Consider the following 16,177-nt stretch of genomic DNA (forward strand, 5'->3'; position numbering starts at 1 on the left):
CGGTCATTTTCACAACGGGCGGCAGTAGAACCGAAAGCCGGCGACAGCACCATGACGACGGCGGCGACGGCCCCTCAAAGCGTGCGAAACGCACACGGCCTGCTTTGAAATTCCGTGAAACCGTTTATCAAGGGTCGAGCGTTCGCAACGGACCCGGTTTACCCCTGCAAATAATGCGGCGAATCCACTGACAGGCAGTATTCACGAAACCGCCGAAACCTGTCGCAGCCGCCCTGCATTTGTCGTCCTGGGTTTGCTCATTCCCAAAAACCGGGCCACAAAAGGAATGAGCCCGCCAGAGGCGGGCCCATGATCGAGAAAGAACGCCCGCCGCGGCGGGCGCTCCCAGCTCAAGACTGGATCAGCGCTTGACCGCGATCTGCTCGCGGGCGCCACCCTTGTAGGTGAACAGCGTCAGGGCGCCGTTCTTGATGTCGCCCTTGTCGTCGAAGGCGATGGTGCCGGTCACGCCCTTGTAGCCGGCGGTCTTGGCCAGCACGGGCAGGTACTTGGCGGGGTCCGCGGAACCAGCCTTGGCCATGGCGGCAGCCATCACGTTGACGGCGTCATACACATAAGGTGCGTAGATCTGGACGTCGACGTTGAACTTGGACTTGAACTTCGCCTTGAAGTCGTCCATGCCCTTCTTGGCTTCGCCTTCGACGCCACCGGCTTCGGCGCAGACGACCTGGCCGTCACCCATGGTGCCGGCAGCCAGCTTGGGCAGTTCGCCCGTGCAGATGCCGTCGCCACCCAGGAACTTGGCTTCGATGCCGAGCTGCTTCATCTGGCGCAGCATCGGGCCGGCCACGGCGTCCATGCCGCCGAAGAAGACGACGTCGGGCTTCTTGCCCTTCAGGGAGGTCAGGATGGCGGTGAAGTCCGTGGCCTTGTCGTTGGTGAACTCACGGCCGACGATCTTGCCGCCCGCGCCCTTGACGCCCTTTTCGAACTCGTCGGCAACGCCCTGGCCGTAAGCGGTACGGTCATCGATGACGGCGATGGACTTGCCCTTCAGGTCCGTGGCGGCGTAGCGGCCCAGCGTACCGCCCAGGTGCACGTCGTCAGCCACGACGCGGAAGGTCGTCTTGTAGCCGTTGCGGGTGAACTTGGGGTTGGTGGCGGACGGCGAGATCTGGGGGATGCCAGCGTCGCTGTAGACCTTGGAGGCCGGGATGGAGGTGCCCGAATTCAGGTGACCCACGACGCCATTGACCTTCGAGTCAACCAGCTTCTGGGCAGCGGCGGTGCCTTGCTTCGGATCGCCGGCGTCGTCTTCGGCCAGCAGTTCGAACTTGGCCTTCTTGCCACCGATCATGACGCCCTTGGCGTTCAGTTCCTCGATGGCCAGGCGGGCGCCCAACTCATTGTCCTTGCCCAGGTGGGCGATGGCGCCGCTGGTCGGGCCGACGTGACCGATCTTGACCACCAGATCCTGAGACATTGCGGCACCGCTGAGCAGCGCTGCCACTGCACCGACCACCACATTCAATTTGACTTGCATGGATCAACTCCGGTTTGAAATGGAAAGGAACAAACAGACTGAGAACTGTTGATTTTTCAACCAATTGAACATACCCCAAATCCGGGGGGCTCTCATTCGGGAAAGCGTGGACGCAGCGTTGTCAACCCGCCGCTGAAAAGTGGTCCAGCCTGGCACCGGCCTGCTGATAGACGCGATAGCGAGCACGCCCGGCTTGAACGCGCTCGGGCGCCTGGCCGATGACCTCCAACACGCGTTCAAATGCAAGCGCGTCCGAGGGCATGTCATCGCGCAGGTTCAGCAGCAGGCCGCGGTGCGGCAGCCGCGCCGCGTCCTCCACCAGAAGGACCTCGCCCGGCGCCGGCGGCGTGGCGCCGTCCCAACGCCGATGCGGGATGAACTCGGTGGCGTCAAAGCTCCACAGCAACTCGTCTAGACGAGTTGCATGGCCGCCCCCCACGCAGACGCCCACCGGCTTGCCCGACGCGAGGGCGCGACGGATCAGACGGCAGGCATAGCCCAGGGGGTCGGCCGCGTCGCTATAAAAGCTGACCTGGACGGTCACTGCTTACTTGGCGTGGCTCAACACGAAGTGCGTCAGCAGGCCCACCGGCCGGCCGGTCGCGCCCTTGGCGGCGCCGCCCTTCCAGGCCGTGCCGGCGATGTCCAGATGGCCCCAGCGGTACTTGCTGGCAAAGCGCTGCAGGAACTTGGCTGCCGTGATGGAGCCGCCCGCACGGCCAGCGATGTTGGGCACGTCGGCGAAATTGCTCTTCAGGCCTTCCGCATATTCGTCATCCAGGGGCATGCGCCAGCAGGGGTCGAGGGCCGCGTCGCCCGCCGCGGTCAGCGAGGCGGCGAGTTCGTCGTCGCTGGCATACATGCCGCTGCGCACGCCGCCCAGGGCGATGACGCAGGCGCCGGTCAGCGTGGCGACGTCGACGACGACGGCCGGCTTGAAGCGTTCGGCATAGGTCAGCGCATCGCACAGGATCAGCCGGCCTTCTGCGTCGGTGTTCAGGATCTCGATGGTCTGGCCCGACATCGACGTGACAACGTCGCCCGGCTTGACGGCACGGCCGCTGGGCATGTTCTCGCAGGCGGCGACGATCATGACGAGGTTGAGCTTGGGCTTGAGTTCGGCCACGGCGCGCAGCGTGCCGATGACGCTGGCGGCGCCGCCCATGTCGAACTTCATCTCGTCCATCTCGGCACCCGGCTTCAGCGAGATGCCACCGGTGTCGAAGGTGATGCCCTTGCCGACGAGGACGATGGGCGCCACGGTCTTGGCGGCGCCTTCGTAGCGGGCCACGATGAAGCGCAGCGGCTCGTCCGAGCCCTGGGCGACGGACAGGAAGCTGCCCATGCCCAGCTTCTCGACGGCCTTCTTGTCCAGCACCTCGACCTTCAGGCCATGCGCCTTGCCCAGGCCCTGCACGACCTCGCCGAGATAGGTCGGCGTGGCGTAGTTGGCGGGGCGGTTGGCGCATTCACGCGCCAGCTCGACGCCGGCGGCGATGGCCTCGCCACGGGCCAGGCCGGCCTTGGCCGCCTTGCCGTCGGCCTTGCCCGTCAGCAGCGCGAGCTTGGCCAGCTTGGAAGCCAGCGGCGCGCTCGGCTTGGTGTGGCGATAGAGGTAGACGGCATCGGTCGCGGTGACCGCCACCTGCTCGGCCAGGGCCTCGGCCAAGCTGGCATCGAAGCCCACGAAGGCCACGGCCGCGCTGACCGCGCCGCGCGACTTGATCTGGCCCAGGCCCGCCGCCAGCGCATTGCGCGCCGCGGCCAGCGTCGTCTTGCCGCTGGCGGCGAGGACGAGGCGAGGCGCCTTCACGCCGTCGGCCTGCGTCAGCGTCAGCGCCTGGCCGCCCTTGAGGGCGAAGTCGCCGAGCTTGATCGCAGCCTGCACATGCTTGGCAACGGCGGCATCCAGACCCTTGGGCAATGCCTCGCCGCCGATCACGACAACCAGGGCGTCCGCACCCACACCCGCGAGCCCATCGAGCTCAGCGGTTTGAATCTTGAAGTCCATAATGACTGGAAGTAGATAGAAGTGCGTTTGATGTTATTCGATTCATCCACGCGGTCGGAGTTGGCCAAGAGCTTCGGGGTCACGCTGGTGGTCATCCTGACCATCATGCTGACGCTGACCGTCATCAAGACCTTGGGCCAGGCCGCAGGCGGCAATGTCGCGCCGCAGGACGTGCTGCTGCTGATGGGCTACACGACCATCGCCCACCTGGCCACCATGCTGATCCTGTCGGTCTTCATCGCCGTCGTCCTCACGCTGGGGCGCTTCTACCGCGAATCGGAGATGACGATCTGGTTCGCGAGTGGCATCCCACTGTCGCGCTTCGTGCGGCCGGTGCTGCGCATGGCCTGGCCCGTGCTGCTGGCCGTCATCGTACTGGAGCTCGTCGTCTGGCCCTGGGGCAACCAGAACAGCGCCGAACTCAAGGACCGCTACCAGAAGCGCAGCGACCTGTCGCGCGTCGCGCCCGGCCAGTTCCAGAGCTCGCGCGACGGCAGCCGCGTCTTCTTCATCGAGCGCGACGGCGACAACGCCGCCACCGGCCGCAATGTCTTCATCCTGGCCAACCAGAACGAGCGCGAATCGGTGACGACGGCCTCGCGCGGCCAGCTCGAGATGGAAGGCGATGACCGCTTCCTCGTGCTCGACCATGGCCAGCGCAACGAGACGCAGCTGAAGACCGGCGAGAAGAGCCTGGCCCGCTTCGAGCAGTACAAGGTCATGACCGACCCCCAGGTGCTGGCCAATGCCAGCCAGCTGCCGCCCAAGGCGACGGCGACGCTGGACCTGCTGCGCCTGCCCACGCCCAAGAACCAGGGTGAACTGGCCTGGCGCTTGGGGCTTATCCTGGGCGCCGTCAACATGGCCCTGCTGGGCGTCGGCCTGGCCGCCTCCAACCCGCGCCGCGCCAACAACTGGAACCTGCTCTTCGCCCTGCTGACCTTCGTCGTCTACTTCAACCTGATCAACGTGTCGGTGTCCTGGGTCGGCAATGGCCGCACCTCGCTGCCGCGCGCCCTGGTCACCCTGCACGGCAGCGCCCTCTTCCTGGCCCTGGCCATCATCTGGCTGCGCGACAACGGCAACCGCTTCTGCCTGCGCCGTCGCACCAAGGTGGCTGCGGCATGAGAACCGTACGCCACCTTTTGTACAAGGACATCGTCGGCTCGGTGCTGCTGGTCGTGATGGCCTTCATGTCGCTGGTCTTCTTCAACGACTTCGTCGAAGAGCTGGAGCGCATGTCGCGCATCGGCGCGGGCGCCGGCAAGGCGGCCCTGCTCGCCGCGATGGAGCTGCCGGGGAACTTCTACACCCTCTTCCCCATCGCCGTGCTGATCGGCACCATCATTGCGCTGGCCCGCATGGCGCAGAACAGCGAGTTCACCATCCTGCGCACCGGCGGCCTGGGCCCGGCGCGGGCGCTGGGGCTGCTGGCCCGGCTGGCGGCCGTGTTCGCGGTGCTGACCTTCGCCGTCGGCGACTACGTGGCGCCGCAGTTCGAGCGCCAGGGCGACAACCTGCGCGCCAGCTTCAGCCGCGACGCCAACCCGGCCAAGCGCGGCGCCTGGCTGAAGGACCACCAGAAGATCGACGGCCAGGACCGCAGCTATTCGGTCAAGGTCGGCCGCGTCGGCAGCGGCGGCGACCTGGAAGACGTGCGCATCTTCGAGTTCGACGCCGAGGGCCGGCTGATGTCGCGCACCGAGGCGGAGAAGGTCGACGTCGACGGCCAGGGCACATGGCATCTGCAGGACGTGCGGCGCACGATCTGGAACCCCGGCACGGCGACGGCCAGCGGCAGCGTCGGCGACGTCGTCGTCAGCGAGCAGAAGATGGACAAGCTGGCCTGGCAGAGCTCGCTGCACGCCGGCGTCATCGCCGCGGCCGTGCTGCCGGCCATGTCCATGTCGACGCTGGAGCTCTGGCGCTACACCGAGCATCTGTCGGCCCAGGAGCAATCGGCCCAGGCCCACAACATCCAGTTCTGGCGCAAGGCCTTCTATCCCTTCGCCTGCTTCGTGATGGTGGCCCTGGCCCTGCCCTTCGCCTATCTGCATGGCCGCTCGGGCGGCATCAGCATCAAGGTCTTCGGCGGCATCATGCTGGGCATCAGCTTCGTGCTGCTGAACAACGTGGCCGGCCACCTGGGCCTGCTGAAGAACTGGACGCCCTGGGTCGTCGCGGCCACGCCCAGCCTGCTCTATATGGGGCTGTCGATGGCGGCCTTCACCTGGCTGGTGAGATACCGGTGACGTCATCGATGCCCCCACGCTCGCTTTGCTCACTGCCCCCCGCGGGGGCTTCAGCGCCCTTCGGGCGGCCGTGCGGTCGCTGATGGATGGGCTGCTGCTCTTCGCCCACGGTGCCCGCGACCCGGCCTGGGCTCGGCCTTTCGAGACCATTGCCGAGCGGCTGCGCGCGGCCCGGCCCGGCACGCCGCTGGCCATGGCCTATCTCGAATTCATGTCGCCCGGCATCGAGGAGGCGGCCGAAAAGCTGGTGAGCGCGGGCTGCACGCGCGTACACGTGCTGCCCCTCTTCCTCGGCACCGGCGGCCATGTGCGGCGCGACATCCCGCCGCTGCTCGACAAGCTGCGCGAACGCCATGCCGTCGACTGGGTGCTGCATGCGCCCCTCGGCGAGCAGGAAGCCGTGCTCAACGCCATCAGCCTCGCCTGCCTGGGTGTCCTCGAATGAACCTGCATCAATTCCGATTCGTCCAGGAAGCCGCCCGCCGCAACCTCAACCTGACCGAGACGGCCAAGGCCCTGTTCACGTCCCAGCCCGGCGTCTCCAAGGCCATCCTGGAGCTGGAGGAGGAGCTGGGCGTCGACATCTTCTCCCGCCACGGCAAGCGGCTGCGCCGCATCACCGAGCCCGGCCAGCAGGTGCTGGCCTGCATCGAGATCATCCTGCGCGAGGTCGGCAACCTGAAGCGCATCGGCGAGGAGTATTCGCGCCAGGACAGCGGCACCTTCTCGATCGCGACGACCCACACCCAGGCCCGCTATGTGCTGCCGGCGCCGGTGGCCCAGCTGCGCAAGAACCTGCCGCAGCTGCGCATCAGCCTGCACCAGGGCAGCCCCGACCAGGTCGCCAAGATGCTGCTGGACGAGACCGCCGACCTGGGCCTGGCCACCGAATCCCTGGCCCAGTACCCGGAGCTGGTCACCCTGCCCTGCTATGAATGGCAGCACGTCATGGTCGTGCCGCGCGACCATCCGCTGGCCGCGGCCGAGCGCATCAACCTCGACCAGCTCGCCGCCGAGCCGCTGGTGTCCTACCACCCCAGCTTCACCGGCCGCACCCGCATCGACAAGGCTTTCGCCTCGCGCCACCTGACGCCCAATATCGTCCTCGAGGCCATCGATTCCGACGTCATCAAGACCTATGTGCGCTTAGGCATGGGCGTGGGCATCGTGGCCGAGATGGCCATGCGCGAGGAGCCGGCCGGCAGCGATCTCGTCGCCAAGCCGCTGGGCGCCCTGCTGGGCAGCAATGTGACGCGCATCGCCTTCAAGCGCGGCGCCTATCTGCGCAACTACGTCTATGCCTTCGCCGAGCTGCTGTCGGACCGCCTCAGCCGCAGGCTCATCGAGAAGGCCATGAGCGGCGACGCCGACGACTTCGGGATCTAGAGCCGGCTGTTGCCGAAACCGGAGTCGATCGGCAGCATCAGGTCGACCTCCTCGCCACGCAGGCCGGCCTCGAACAGATCGCGCGACACGCTGTACAGCGTCAGCAGGTCGCGGTAGGCGGACAGCTCGAAGCTCGTGACGCCGGGACCGCCGCCGCGGGACAGCAGGTCCTTCAGCATCTGCATGGCCGTGGCCGGGTCGGACCAGACCACCTGCAGGTGAGCGATGACGCTGGGGCTGGCGTCCAGGCCGCGCCCGCGCGCCAGGCTCTGCGACCAATGCGGCGCCAGCACGCGAAAGCGCTGCTCGAACTGCTTGACGAGCTCGGCGAACACCTCGGGCTCGCCGCGCTGCTGGCAGAGCTCCATCAGCATCAGATAGGGCATGGCCCCGGCATTGCCGCGCGCCAGCCGCGTGGCCAGCAGGTCGGCGGCCGCCTCGTGCTGGCCGAGCAGCTGCAGGAAGTCGACCTGCTGCTGCAGGTCCAGCAACTCGTCGGCCACGGTCAGCTCGTTGGACGGCACCGGCGCAGCGGCCGTGGGGGCCGGTATGCGCTGGGTTGCCTGCATGTCCATCGGCGGCGGGGCGACGGCCGGCGGCGGCGGTGACGCCAGAGGCGCCGGTGGCCAGGCCATGGGCCGGGGCTGGGGCCGCGTGACCTGGTGCTGGCCCTCGTCGGGCAGGGCCGCCGCGAGGCTGGCCACGGGCGGCGCCATGCCGGGCGAGGACTGCTGAGGCGGCACCGGCGGCGCTGCGGCCCCCTCGGCGGCGTGCAGTGCGCGCCAATAGGCCAGTTCGCGGCGCGCACGGTCATCGCGCCAGCGGCTGCCGTAGAAGGCCGCGGCGCCGGCCAGCAGGCTCAGCCCCAGGGTCAGCACCCAGGTCATGGGATCGCGATAGGGCGAGGCCCGCGCCCCGGTGACAGCGGCAGGCGGCGGCGCCTCGACGGGCGCGGAAGCTCGCGGTATCGCCGCGGCCGCAGCTGCCGATGCTGCGGCGGCTTCGGCCTGCAGCCGCGCCTCCAGTTCGGCTCGCAACTGGGCGACGGTCTGTTCGAGCTGGCTGATCTGGGCCTCGAGCTCGGGGGTCATCTCGAGTTCGGCGGCGCTGGCGGCGGGCTGAACCGGCCGCGGCGCCTCGGCCACCAGCACCTCGGGACGCTCCATCACCAGGCGCGGGCCGGTGGCGCGCGGCTTGGCGCGGGGCTTGGGCCGCACGGCCGGGGCCGCTGCGGGCGAGGCCTCGGCCACCAAGCGCGGGGACGGCGCCGCCACGGGTGCGGCGACGGGCGCGGGCGGTGGCACGGGAGCTGCGCCGCCCTGCGGGTCGATGAAGGCGTTGAACTCGCGCGTCAGCCGCAGCGGACAGCCCAGGGCCAGCGTGATGCGCAGGGCCGGCTCGTCGATGCGCGCCAGGCTCTGCAGGCGGATGCGCTGCTGGCCGGGTTCACCCTCGACGCGCATTTGCAACAGGCCGGCCGGCACACGCGCATCGCCGGCCGAGACCTCGCCGCGCACGCAGGAGTCGGTGAGCTGCTCACCGTCGGCCAGCGTCAACGGGATGCTGGCGTCCAGCGGCTTGCCCAGCGTGGAATGGATTTGCGGTCGCCCCAGGCCCAGGGCCTGGGCGTCTGGCGCCAGGCCGAGCAGCAGTGCCAAAGCGGGGGTGAGGGCACCCAGCAAAGTCGGGCGCAAGGCCGGAATGGGCATTGACTGCGGGCGGCTATCGATTCGGTTGAACGAGGGGTGGGGACAGCGCGGACCACTCTAGCATGGGGGGCACCCCGCAACGAGCCGATTCCCGGGCGGCACAATGGGCTCAGCCATGAACGCACTCAGCCTCACCCCCGCCGAACGCCAGCAGATCGACCAGGGCGCCTGGTTCTCCAAGCTCTCCGAGCCCCTGCGCAACGACATCCTGCAGCGCGCCTTCGTGCGCCGCCTGCCCGACGAGACCATGCTGTCCCACCGCGGCGAGCCGGCCGAGGAATGGTCGGCCGTCGCCAAGGGCGCCGTGCGCGTCAGCTCGGTGTCGCTGGCTGGCAAGCAGATCTCGCTGACCTATGTCGAGCCCGGCACCTGGTTCGGCGACATCGCCCTCTTCGACGGCCTGCCCCGCACCCACGACGCCTATGCCCATGGCGAGACGACGCTGCTGAGCGTGCGCAAGGCCGACTTCCGCGCCCTGCTGCAGACGCATTCCGAGCTCTACGACGCCCTGCTGCGCCTGAACTGCCGCCGCCTGCGCCTGATGTTCGACATGATCGAGGACCTCAACACCCGCCCCCTGGCCGCCCGCCTGGCCAAGCAGGTGCTGCTGCTGGCGCGCTCCTACGGCGTGCAGGAGGGCGACGAGATCCGCATCGGCCTGCAACTGGCCCAGGAAGACCTGGCCCAGCTGCTCGGCGCCTCGCGCCAGCGCGTCAACCAGGAGCTGAAGGCCTTCGAGCGCGAAGGTGCGGTGCGCGTGGAGCCGACTCGCCTGGTGGTGCTCAGCCGCGAGAAGCTGCTGGCCGCCGCTGCTCGCTGACGCTGGCGCGACACGGCAGCCGGCCGACGCCTCTCAGAATGGAAAGTTCGCGCCCTACAAGACTACGCACCCAGCGACGACCTCCATGGAAGCATTCACCGGCACCCGCCCCCTCGCCAAGCCTCTGGACACTCCAGCCCTCGAGGCCTGGCTGTCCGCCCATGTCGACGGGTTCAAGGGACCGCTCGAGATCGAGCAGTTCAAGGGTGGCCAGTCCAACCCGACCTATCTGCTGAAGACGCCGGGCGCGCAATACGTGATGCGCAGCAAGCCCGGCCCCGTGGCCAAGCTGTTGCCCTCGGCCCACGCCATCGAACGCGAGTTCCAGGTCATGGGCGCCCTGGCGGGCACCGACGTGCCCGTGCCGGCCATGCATGCGCTGTGCGAGGACGAGGCCATCATCGGCCGCGCCTTCTACATCATGTCCTTCATGCCCGGCCGCGTGCTGTGGGACCAGACCCTGCCCGGCATGGGCAATGCCGACCGCGCGGCCCACTACGACGAGATGAACCGCGTCATCGCGGCTTTGCACCAGGTCGACTTCAAGGCCCGCGGCCTGGAGGCCTATGGCAAGCCCGGCAACTACTTCGAGCGCCAGATCGGGCGCTGGAGCAAGCAATACCTGGCCTCGGTCACCGAGCCGAATCCAGCCATGGACTCACTGCTCGAGTGGCTGCCCGCCCACATCCCGGCCTCGGCGCGCGATGAGAGCGAGGTCGGCATCGTGCACGGCGACTACCGCATGGACAACGTCGTCTTCCACCCGACCGAGGCGCGCGTCATCGCCGTGCTGGATTGGGAGCTGTCCACGCTGGGCCATCCGCTGGCCGACTTCAGCTACCACTGCATGAGCTGGCACATCCCCACCTCGGGCGCCGCCCGCGGCCTGGGCGGCCAGGACCTGGCGGCCCTGGGCATCCCGAGCGAGCGCGAGTATGTGCAGCGCTACTGCGAGCGCACCGGCCGCGCCGATGTGGGCGCCGTCATGGCCGACTGGAATTTCTACATGGCCTACAACATGTTCCGCATCGCGGCCATCGTGCAAGGCATCGCCAAGCGCGTCGTGGACGGCACAGCCTCCAGCACGCAAGCGAGAGAAACCGCCAAGAGCGCCAAGCCGCTCGCCGACCTGGCCTGGAGCTTTGCTCAGAAAGCCTAGGTCACGTCGCCGGGACGCGTCGAGGGCGTCCAGGCAATCGACGTCGTCGTCGGCCAGGCGCCGCCTTCCGACAAGCGGCCGCTGACCCGCTGCGCCTCGCGTGCGGCGGTCTCGAGCAGCTTCACGAGGGCCTGCACCCGCGGCAGGTCGGCCTCGCTCATCTCCGTGCGCAGATAGAGGTTGCCGCGCATGCACATCAGCACGAAGGGATGCCCCTCGGGCAGCAGGTCCTGGCTGGCCTGCACCAAGGCCTCGCCGAGTTCACCCTCGATCCAGGCCGAGCTGAGGTCCTTGGTGACGCCGACGACGCCATAGCGCTGGCGCAGGATCTGCGAACTCGCGTTGTTGAACTTGGGGAACATGACCAGCCAGCGCATCTCTTCCGGCGTGTCGGTGTCGACGCGGGTCTTGAGCGTGTCGGTGTAGGCCTCGAAGACGGCCCGCTCCAGGTTCTCCATCAGTGCCCGGCACACCACCATCATCTGCAGGTCGTGGTGCAGGCCCATCTCGCAGCGCATGCGCAGTTCAAACCCCGGCAGATAGCTGCGCTGGGAGACGCCCCACTCGACCCGCAAGGGCCCCGGCAGGGCCTTGGGCTGCTCGATCATGAAACCCAGGCCGTCGCGCGTCTGCGTGAACTCGGCGCTGCGCGCCGCCGCCCAATCCTCGATGGGACGCCAGCGCGCTGCGTTGGCCCGCGTCACGAGCCAGTGCTTGACTTGCTTTACCACCATGAGTCGTGTGGAAGTCTGAGAATGGGGCCTGCTTGCTAGGCACACCGCATGGAGGCGACGAATGATCGAAGTGTATTCATGGCCCACGCCCAACGGCCACAAGGTGCACATCATGCTGGAGGAGTGCCGCCTCGCCTACCGGGTGCATCCCGTGGACATCGGCGCCGGTGAGCAGTTCGCACCGAACTTCCTGGCCATCAGCCCCAACAACAAGATCCCGGCCCTCACCGACCCCGACGGGCCCGAGGGCCAACCCATCTCGCTGTTCGAGAGCGGCGCCATCCTGCTCTATCTCGCCGGCAAGACGGGCAAGCTGCTGCCCACTGACGTGCATGGCAAATACGAGGTGCTGCAGTGGCTGATGTTCCAGATGGGCGGCGTCGGGCCCATGCTGGGCCAGGCCCATCACTTCCGCATCTACGCGCCCGAGAAGATCACCTACGCCATCGACCGCTACACCAACGAGGCCAGGCGCCTCTACAGCGTCATCAACAAGCGGCTGGCCCACGCCACCTATCTCGGGGGGAAGGAGTACAGCATCGCCGACATCGCCGTCTTCCCCTGGCTGCGCTCCTGGAAGAACCAGGGCGTCGAGATGAGCGACTACCCGCACCTGAAGGGCTGGTTCGACGAGATCGCCAAGCGGCCGGCCGTGCAGCGCGGTGTCGAGGTGCTGGCCGGCGCGCGCAAGCCGCTGACGGACGACAAGGCGCGCGAGGTGCTGTTCGGCAAGCGGCAGCTCGAGCAGCGCTGAGGCCCCGAATCAGGGGCGATCCGCCGTCCACTGGCCGATGCGCAGGACGACGAACTCGGCGGGCTTCAGCATCGCGGCGCCCACCATCGCCACGAGCCGCCCTTGGTCGAGATCCTGCTGCGTCATCACGGAACGGTCGCAGCGCACGAAGAAGGCTTGCTCAGGCTTGTCGCCCAGCAGCGCGCCGCGCCGCCATTCGGCCTGCAGGAAGTCGTCGATCGCCGCGCGCACCGCTGCCCACAGCGCCTCGCCATTCGGTTCGAACACGGCCCATTGCGTGCCGCGGTCGATGGAATGCGCCAGGTAGGCGAAGTAGCGCTGCAGGTTCAGATACTTCCATTCCGGGTCCGAACTGAGGGTGCGCGCGCCCCAGACGCGCAGGCCCCGGCCCTCGAATCGGCGCAGGCAGTTGATGCCGAGGGGATTCAAGGCCTCCTGCTCGGCGCTGCCGAGCTCCCGCTCGAAGCCGGTCACGCCGCGCAGCACCTCGTTGGCCGGGGCCTTCCAGACACCGCGCTCGGCGTCCACCCGCGCGCAGATGCCCGCCACGAAGGCCGAAGGCGGCAGGTTCAGGGTCCGGCCATCGACGGGGTGGGCCACCGTCACCCAGGGGTAGTAGAGCGCCGCTTGCCGGCTGTCCAGGCCACGCCGGAAGTCCCCCACCTCGGCCGGCGACGAGCCCGGCGGCGGGTCCAGCAGGGCGATGCGATGGCGCATCTGCTCGGCATGGGCCAGCAGCGCCGCATGGACGGCGGCGACGTCGGCACCGCGCTCCAAGCCGCCCGCGCCCGGCGCCGCGACGAGAGCCACGTCCACCGCGGCCAGCGCCTGCAGGCCGCCGGGCGGATCGTCCTGGCCCGGATAGGCCTGCGGCGTCGGCGGCAGGCCGTCGTTCCCGCCCGCCAGCTGCACCGCGACGCTCGGGCCACGCTCCAGCTTCAGCCGCCAGGCCTGCCGCATGTCGCCGCCGGCCGCCGGCAGCTCGGCCCGCTGCAGCCGCAGCTTCATGCCTGCCATCAGGTCGCGCAGGAGGTCCAGCCCGTCGGCGCGGCCATCGGCCAGCAGCCTCACCGGCCCGGCCGCCAGCGCCGGATCGAGCGGCAGCCCGGTCCAGGACGCCAGAGCGCGCCCGTCCTGCGTCAGCACCTCGAGGTCGAGGGTCAACCGCTGCAGGCTTTGCGCCGCTGGCGTGCTGCCCTCGACACGCCAGACACCGTCTTCGCCGAGCCGTGCGACACCCAGGGGCAGGTCCTGGGGCGTCCGCACCGGCTCCATGGCCGCGACCGACGCGACCCAGACCACATCGCCATCCAGCAGCCCCTCCCAGCCAAGCAACGCGGCGCCCAGCCGGAGGCCGAGGCGGACCTGCAGATTGCCCATCGCGCCGGGATGGCAGGCCAGCAGGCGCACGCTGCCCACGGCGCAGCGCGCATGGCCGTCGCCATGGGGCGGATCTCCCGACGGAGTCATTGCCGGATCGCCCGGTGTGCCGCCCGAGAGCGGCTGGAACACGCGGCTGACGAAGAGCCGGCGCCCGCCCTGCTCGAAGAAGGCGCGCGCCGCATGCCAAAGGTAGTTGCTGACCGCAGCGCCGCCCTGGCTGCCGAAGTCGAGGTCCCGGCCATCGCCATGGACGCGCTCGAAATCGGCCAGGCTGGTCAGCAGCGCCGGCACGCCCGCCACCGGCCCATAGCGGCAGGGCCCGGCAAAACCGGCCGTGGAGGTGTCCACGCCCTCGATGGCCTTGGCGCGGAAGGACTGCTCCTCGATGAAGACGCCGGGCGCCAGGTACTCGGGCATGCGTGACTCCTAGCCCTTGCTGACGACCAGCCACTGCGGCGGGTTGAGCCGGGTCGCGGCGATCAGCGTCAGCGAGCCCCTGGCCCTCAGCACCTGGCGCCCGGCGCCTTCGACGCCGCTCACCTGCACGTCCCCGGCCCCCTCCACCAACTTGACCACGATGACACGTCCTTCACTGATGCCACCGGTCCGCAGATCGGGAAGCGCCAGGATGCCGTTGCCGCCACCCGCGAAGACGATGACGTGGTCATCGTCCCTGACGCTGAACTGCGCGCCCGCGCTCACGTAGCGGATGCCCCAGCGCCCGGTATCGGCCGCCGCGGGCTGAGGCGCGGCCGTCTGCACCAGTTCACCGCTGCTGGCATCCCAGCCCACCAGCGCCGGCGTCGTCCGCTGCGGCAGCGCGGCAAGGCTCAGCTGCTGGAAGCGCGGCGCGGCCCCCTGGTGCAGGGGCTGCACGGTGCCCAGGGTGACGACATTCCCGTTCGTCACCGCGGTCAGGCTGGACGGGCTGCTGGCGCTGCCCGCCGCGACAACCTGCGTGGCGCCCCCACCGGCCGGCGTGGCATCGATGCTGAGCTCGAGGCCGCCGCGCGCCGGCTTCAGGTTGACGCGCGTGCCGCTGCCGTTCACCAGCCTGGCCAGCGCATAGTCGCCGCCGCGCGGTGTCGCGCCCTTCACACCGATCAGCAGCTGCATCTCGGCGGGGCGCACGCCCAGCCCCGTGCTGCCGTCCTCGATGCGCAGCGGCGCCTTCTGGCCCGGCGCATAGACGAAGGGCGGTGGTGCGCCCGCGGCCAGCGCGGCCTCGTCGCCATCCCAGGGCCGGGCGGCAATGACAGCGCCCTGCCCGCTGGTGGCGAGCAGGCTGTTCAGCGGCCCGCTCAGCGAGACGCCCGCGAAGCGCGGGCTGGCGCCGGGGCCGATGTCCTGCACGGTGTCGATGCGGATGTCGGGCGCCGCCCCCGCGCTGTCGACGAGGATGTTGGGCGAAGCGCCGGTGGGCTTGGGCAGTGTCGCGCCGACGAGGGCGCCGACCTCGTCCGGGTTGCGCCCGGACAGCGCCCATTCCTGCAGCAGGCGCAGATGCAGCAGCTGCGGCCGGCCCAGCTGGCGCACCGCGCGCTCGCCGTTGGCGTCGGCCTTGGCATCGACGGCCGCGAGCAGCAGCGCCCGCTCGGCCGCGGCCTGCGCCGCCGGCACCGGGCCATGACGGGCCATCAAGCCGCCGCGCAGCAGCCGCGCCCAGACCTCGAAGGCGGCCGCGTAATAGCTCGCCGTCTCGGCGCGCGGGATCTGCAGCGTCCGCGGCGGCGCCGGCAGCGGCGGTGTCGCGGCAGCGGGCATGGCGGGCGTGGGCGCATGCGGATCACCCCAGGCCTGGGTGATGGCCTCCTTCAAGCCACGTTCGACATCGGCCTGGAAGCCGGCCAGGCCCTGGCCCCGCGCTGCCTTGGCGACGACGCGGATGCCGCGTATCCAGGCCACGACGGCCCGCAGCGCCAGGTCCTCGCTGGCATCGGGGGGCGTCCAGCAGAAATCGAGGGCGAAGCCGTCGACGATGCGGGTGTGGATGACCCGCTCGCCCAGATCATGGGCGGCGTCCACGGCAACGGGGACCGGCGACGCGCACTGATGCGCGAAGCGCAGCAGCACATGGACCGTCGACTTGCCGGCGTTGGCGGGATCGCGCGCCAGTTCGGCCTCCAGCCAAGCCTGCAGATTGGCACATTGCTCGACGGCAACGCCGAGCAGGCGACCGTCTGGCATCAACGCCAGGCCGGGCGCCACGCGCACCTGCTGGCCTTCGCCGGCAGCCGGCGCCGGCGCCGTCACGTCCAGCCCGGTGATGACGCCATAGCCCACGGTCTCGCGCAGCGCGCGCTCGTCGCGACCGGTCAGATAGGCCTGCTCCTGGCGGAAATCGTCGGTGCCCAGCAGCATGCCGTTCGCATAGCTCACGCGCTGCAGCGGATCGAGCGTGACGGGGGCGAAGTTGGCACCGGTGCAGCAACCCATGTCTGTCTCCCTGAAGTTGCGCCGATCAA

General features: G+C 69.3%; 14 protein-coding genes. 7 read left to right on the forward strand and 7 right to left on the reverse strand.

Features of this window, described 5'->3' with window-relative positions; all coding sequences use genetic code 11:
• Positions 1 to 361 precede the first annotated feature (361 nt).
• From AC07OY_RS23535 to AC07OY_RS23545, 3 genes are all read right to left on the reverse strand, one after another.
• Positions 362 to 1,504: a branched-chain amino acid ABC transporter substrate-binding protein gene (locus AC07OY_RS23535; protein ID WP_119041987.1), complete on the reverse strand. Its 1,143-nt coding sequence runs from the start codon at positions 1,502 to 1,504 to the stop codon at positions 362 to 364.
• Positions 1,505 to 1,625: 121 nt separating this feature from the next.
• Positions 1,626 to 2,048 carry a DNA polymerase III subunit chi gene (locus tag AC07OY_RS23540; protein ID WP_495045001.1) on the reverse strand — a complete coding sequence of 141 codons (423 nt, stop codon included), beginning with the start codon at positions 2,046 to 2,048 and terminating at the stop codon, positions 1,626 to 1,628.
• 3 nt (positions 2,049 to 2,051) lie between these two features.
• A complete protein-coding gene (locus AC07OY_RS23545) occupies positions 2,052 to 3,515 on the reverse strand; it encodes a leucyl aminopeptidase (protein WP_495045002.1) in 1,464 nt (487 codons plus the stop codon).
• A gap of 30 nt (positions 3,516 to 3,545) precedes the next feature.
• Here AC07OY_RS23545 and lptF point away from each other — a divergent pair, with 30 nt between their 5' ends.
• The 4 genes from lptF (at position 3,546) to AC07OY_RS23565 (ending at position 7,153) form a co-directional block, all read left to right on the forward strand.
• Entirely contained in the window at positions 3,546 to 4,643 is a 1,098-nt protein-coding gene (gene lptF / locus AC07OY_RS23550; RefSeq protein WP_495045003.1) for an LPS export ABC transporter permease LptF, read from the forward strand.
• Positions 4,640 to 5,767, forward strand: coding sequence for an LPS export ABC transporter permease LptG (gene lptG, locus AC07OY_RS23555; protein ID WP_495045004.1), 1,128 nt, complete (start codon positions 4,640 to 4,642; stop codon positions 5,765 to 5,767). The genes lptF and lptG overlap by 4 nt, the downstream gene beginning before the upstream one ends.
• Before the next feature lie 82 nt (positions 5,768 to 5,849).
• Positions 5,850 to 6,212: a sirohydrochlorin chelatase gene (locus AC07OY_RS23560; RefSeq protein ID WP_495045005.1), complete on the forward strand. Its 363-nt coding sequence runs from the start codon at positions 5,850 to 5,852 to the stop codon at positions 6,210 to 6,212.
• On the forward strand, positions 6,209 to 7,153 hold the full coding sequence (locus tag AC07OY_RS23565) for a CysB family HTH-type transcriptional regulator (protein ID WP_495045006.1): 945 nt from the start codon (positions 6,209 to 6,211) through the stop codon (positions 7,151 to 7,153). The genes AC07OY_RS23560 and AC07OY_RS23565 overlap by 4 nt, the downstream gene beginning before the upstream one ends.
• Here AC07OY_RS23565 and AC07OY_RS23570 read toward each other — a convergent pair.
• Positions 7,150 to 8,811 (reverse strand): type IV pilus assembly protein FimV, encoded by a 1,662-nt coding sequence (locus AC07OY_RS23570; RefSeq protein WP_495045007.1) that lies wholly within the window; start codon positions 8,809 to 8,811, stop codon positions 7,150 to 7,152. The genes AC07OY_RS23565 and AC07OY_RS23570 overlap by 4 nt on opposite strands.
• A gap of 166 nt (positions 8,812 to 8,977) precedes the next feature.
• On the opposite strand from AC07OY_RS23570, the gene AC07OY_RS23575 reads away from it, so the two are divergent.
• Complete coding sequence (locus AC07OY_RS23575; protein WP_495045008.1) at positions 8,978 to 9,682, forward strand: Crp/Fnr family transcriptional regulator; 705 nt, start codon at positions 8,978 to 8,980, stop codon at positions 9,680 to 9,682.
• An 85-nt stretch (positions 9,683 to 9,767) separates the two neighbouring features.
• The gene (locus AC07OY_RS23580) at positions 9,768 to 10,841 is read left to right on the forward strand and encodes a phosphotransferase (RefSeq protein WP_495045009.1); all 1,074 of its coding nucleotides are present in this window, start codon (positions 9,768 to 9,770) and stop codon (positions 10,839 to 10,841) included.
• Here the strand turns inward: AC07OY_RS23580 and AC07OY_RS23585 are convergent.
• Positions 10,838 to 11,575 carry a hypothetical protein gene (locus AC07OY_RS23585; RefSeq protein WP_495045010.1) on the reverse strand — a complete coding sequence of 246 codons (738 nt, stop codon included), beginning with the start codon at positions 11,573 to 11,575 and terminating at the stop codon, positions 10,838 to 10,840. The genes AC07OY_RS23580 and AC07OY_RS23585 overlap by 4 nt on opposite strands.
• A 61-nt stretch (positions 11,576 to 11,636) precedes the next feature.
• Here AC07OY_RS23585 and AC07OY_RS23590 point away from each other — a divergent pair, with 61 nt between their 5' ends.
• Entirely contained in the window at positions 11,637 to 12,329 is a 693-nt protein-coding gene (locus tag AC07OY_RS23590; protein WP_495045011.1) for a glutathione binding-like protein, read from the forward strand.
• 9 nt (positions 12,330 to 12,338) lie between these two features.
• On the opposite strand, the gene AC07OY_RS23595 is transcribed toward AC07OY_RS23590, so the two are convergent.
• Complete coding sequence (locus AC07OY_RS23595) at positions 12,339 to 14,129, reverse strand: phage tail sheath family protein (protein WP_495045012.1); 1,791 nt, start codon at positions 14,127 to 14,129, stop codon at positions 12,339 to 12,341.
• A 9-nt stretch (positions 14,130 to 14,138) separates the two neighbouring features.
• Positions 14,139 to 16,148 carry a hypothetical protein gene (locus tag AC07OY_RS23600; protein ID WP_495045013.1) on the reverse strand — a complete coding sequence of 670 codons (2,010 nt, stop codon included), beginning with the start codon at positions 16,146 to 16,148 and terminating at the stop codon, positions 14,139 to 14,141.
• Positions 16,149 to 16,177: the final 29 nt, after the last annotated feature.

The sequence above is a fragment of the Roseateles sp. GW821-FHT09H10 genome (genome assembly GCF_059415865.1).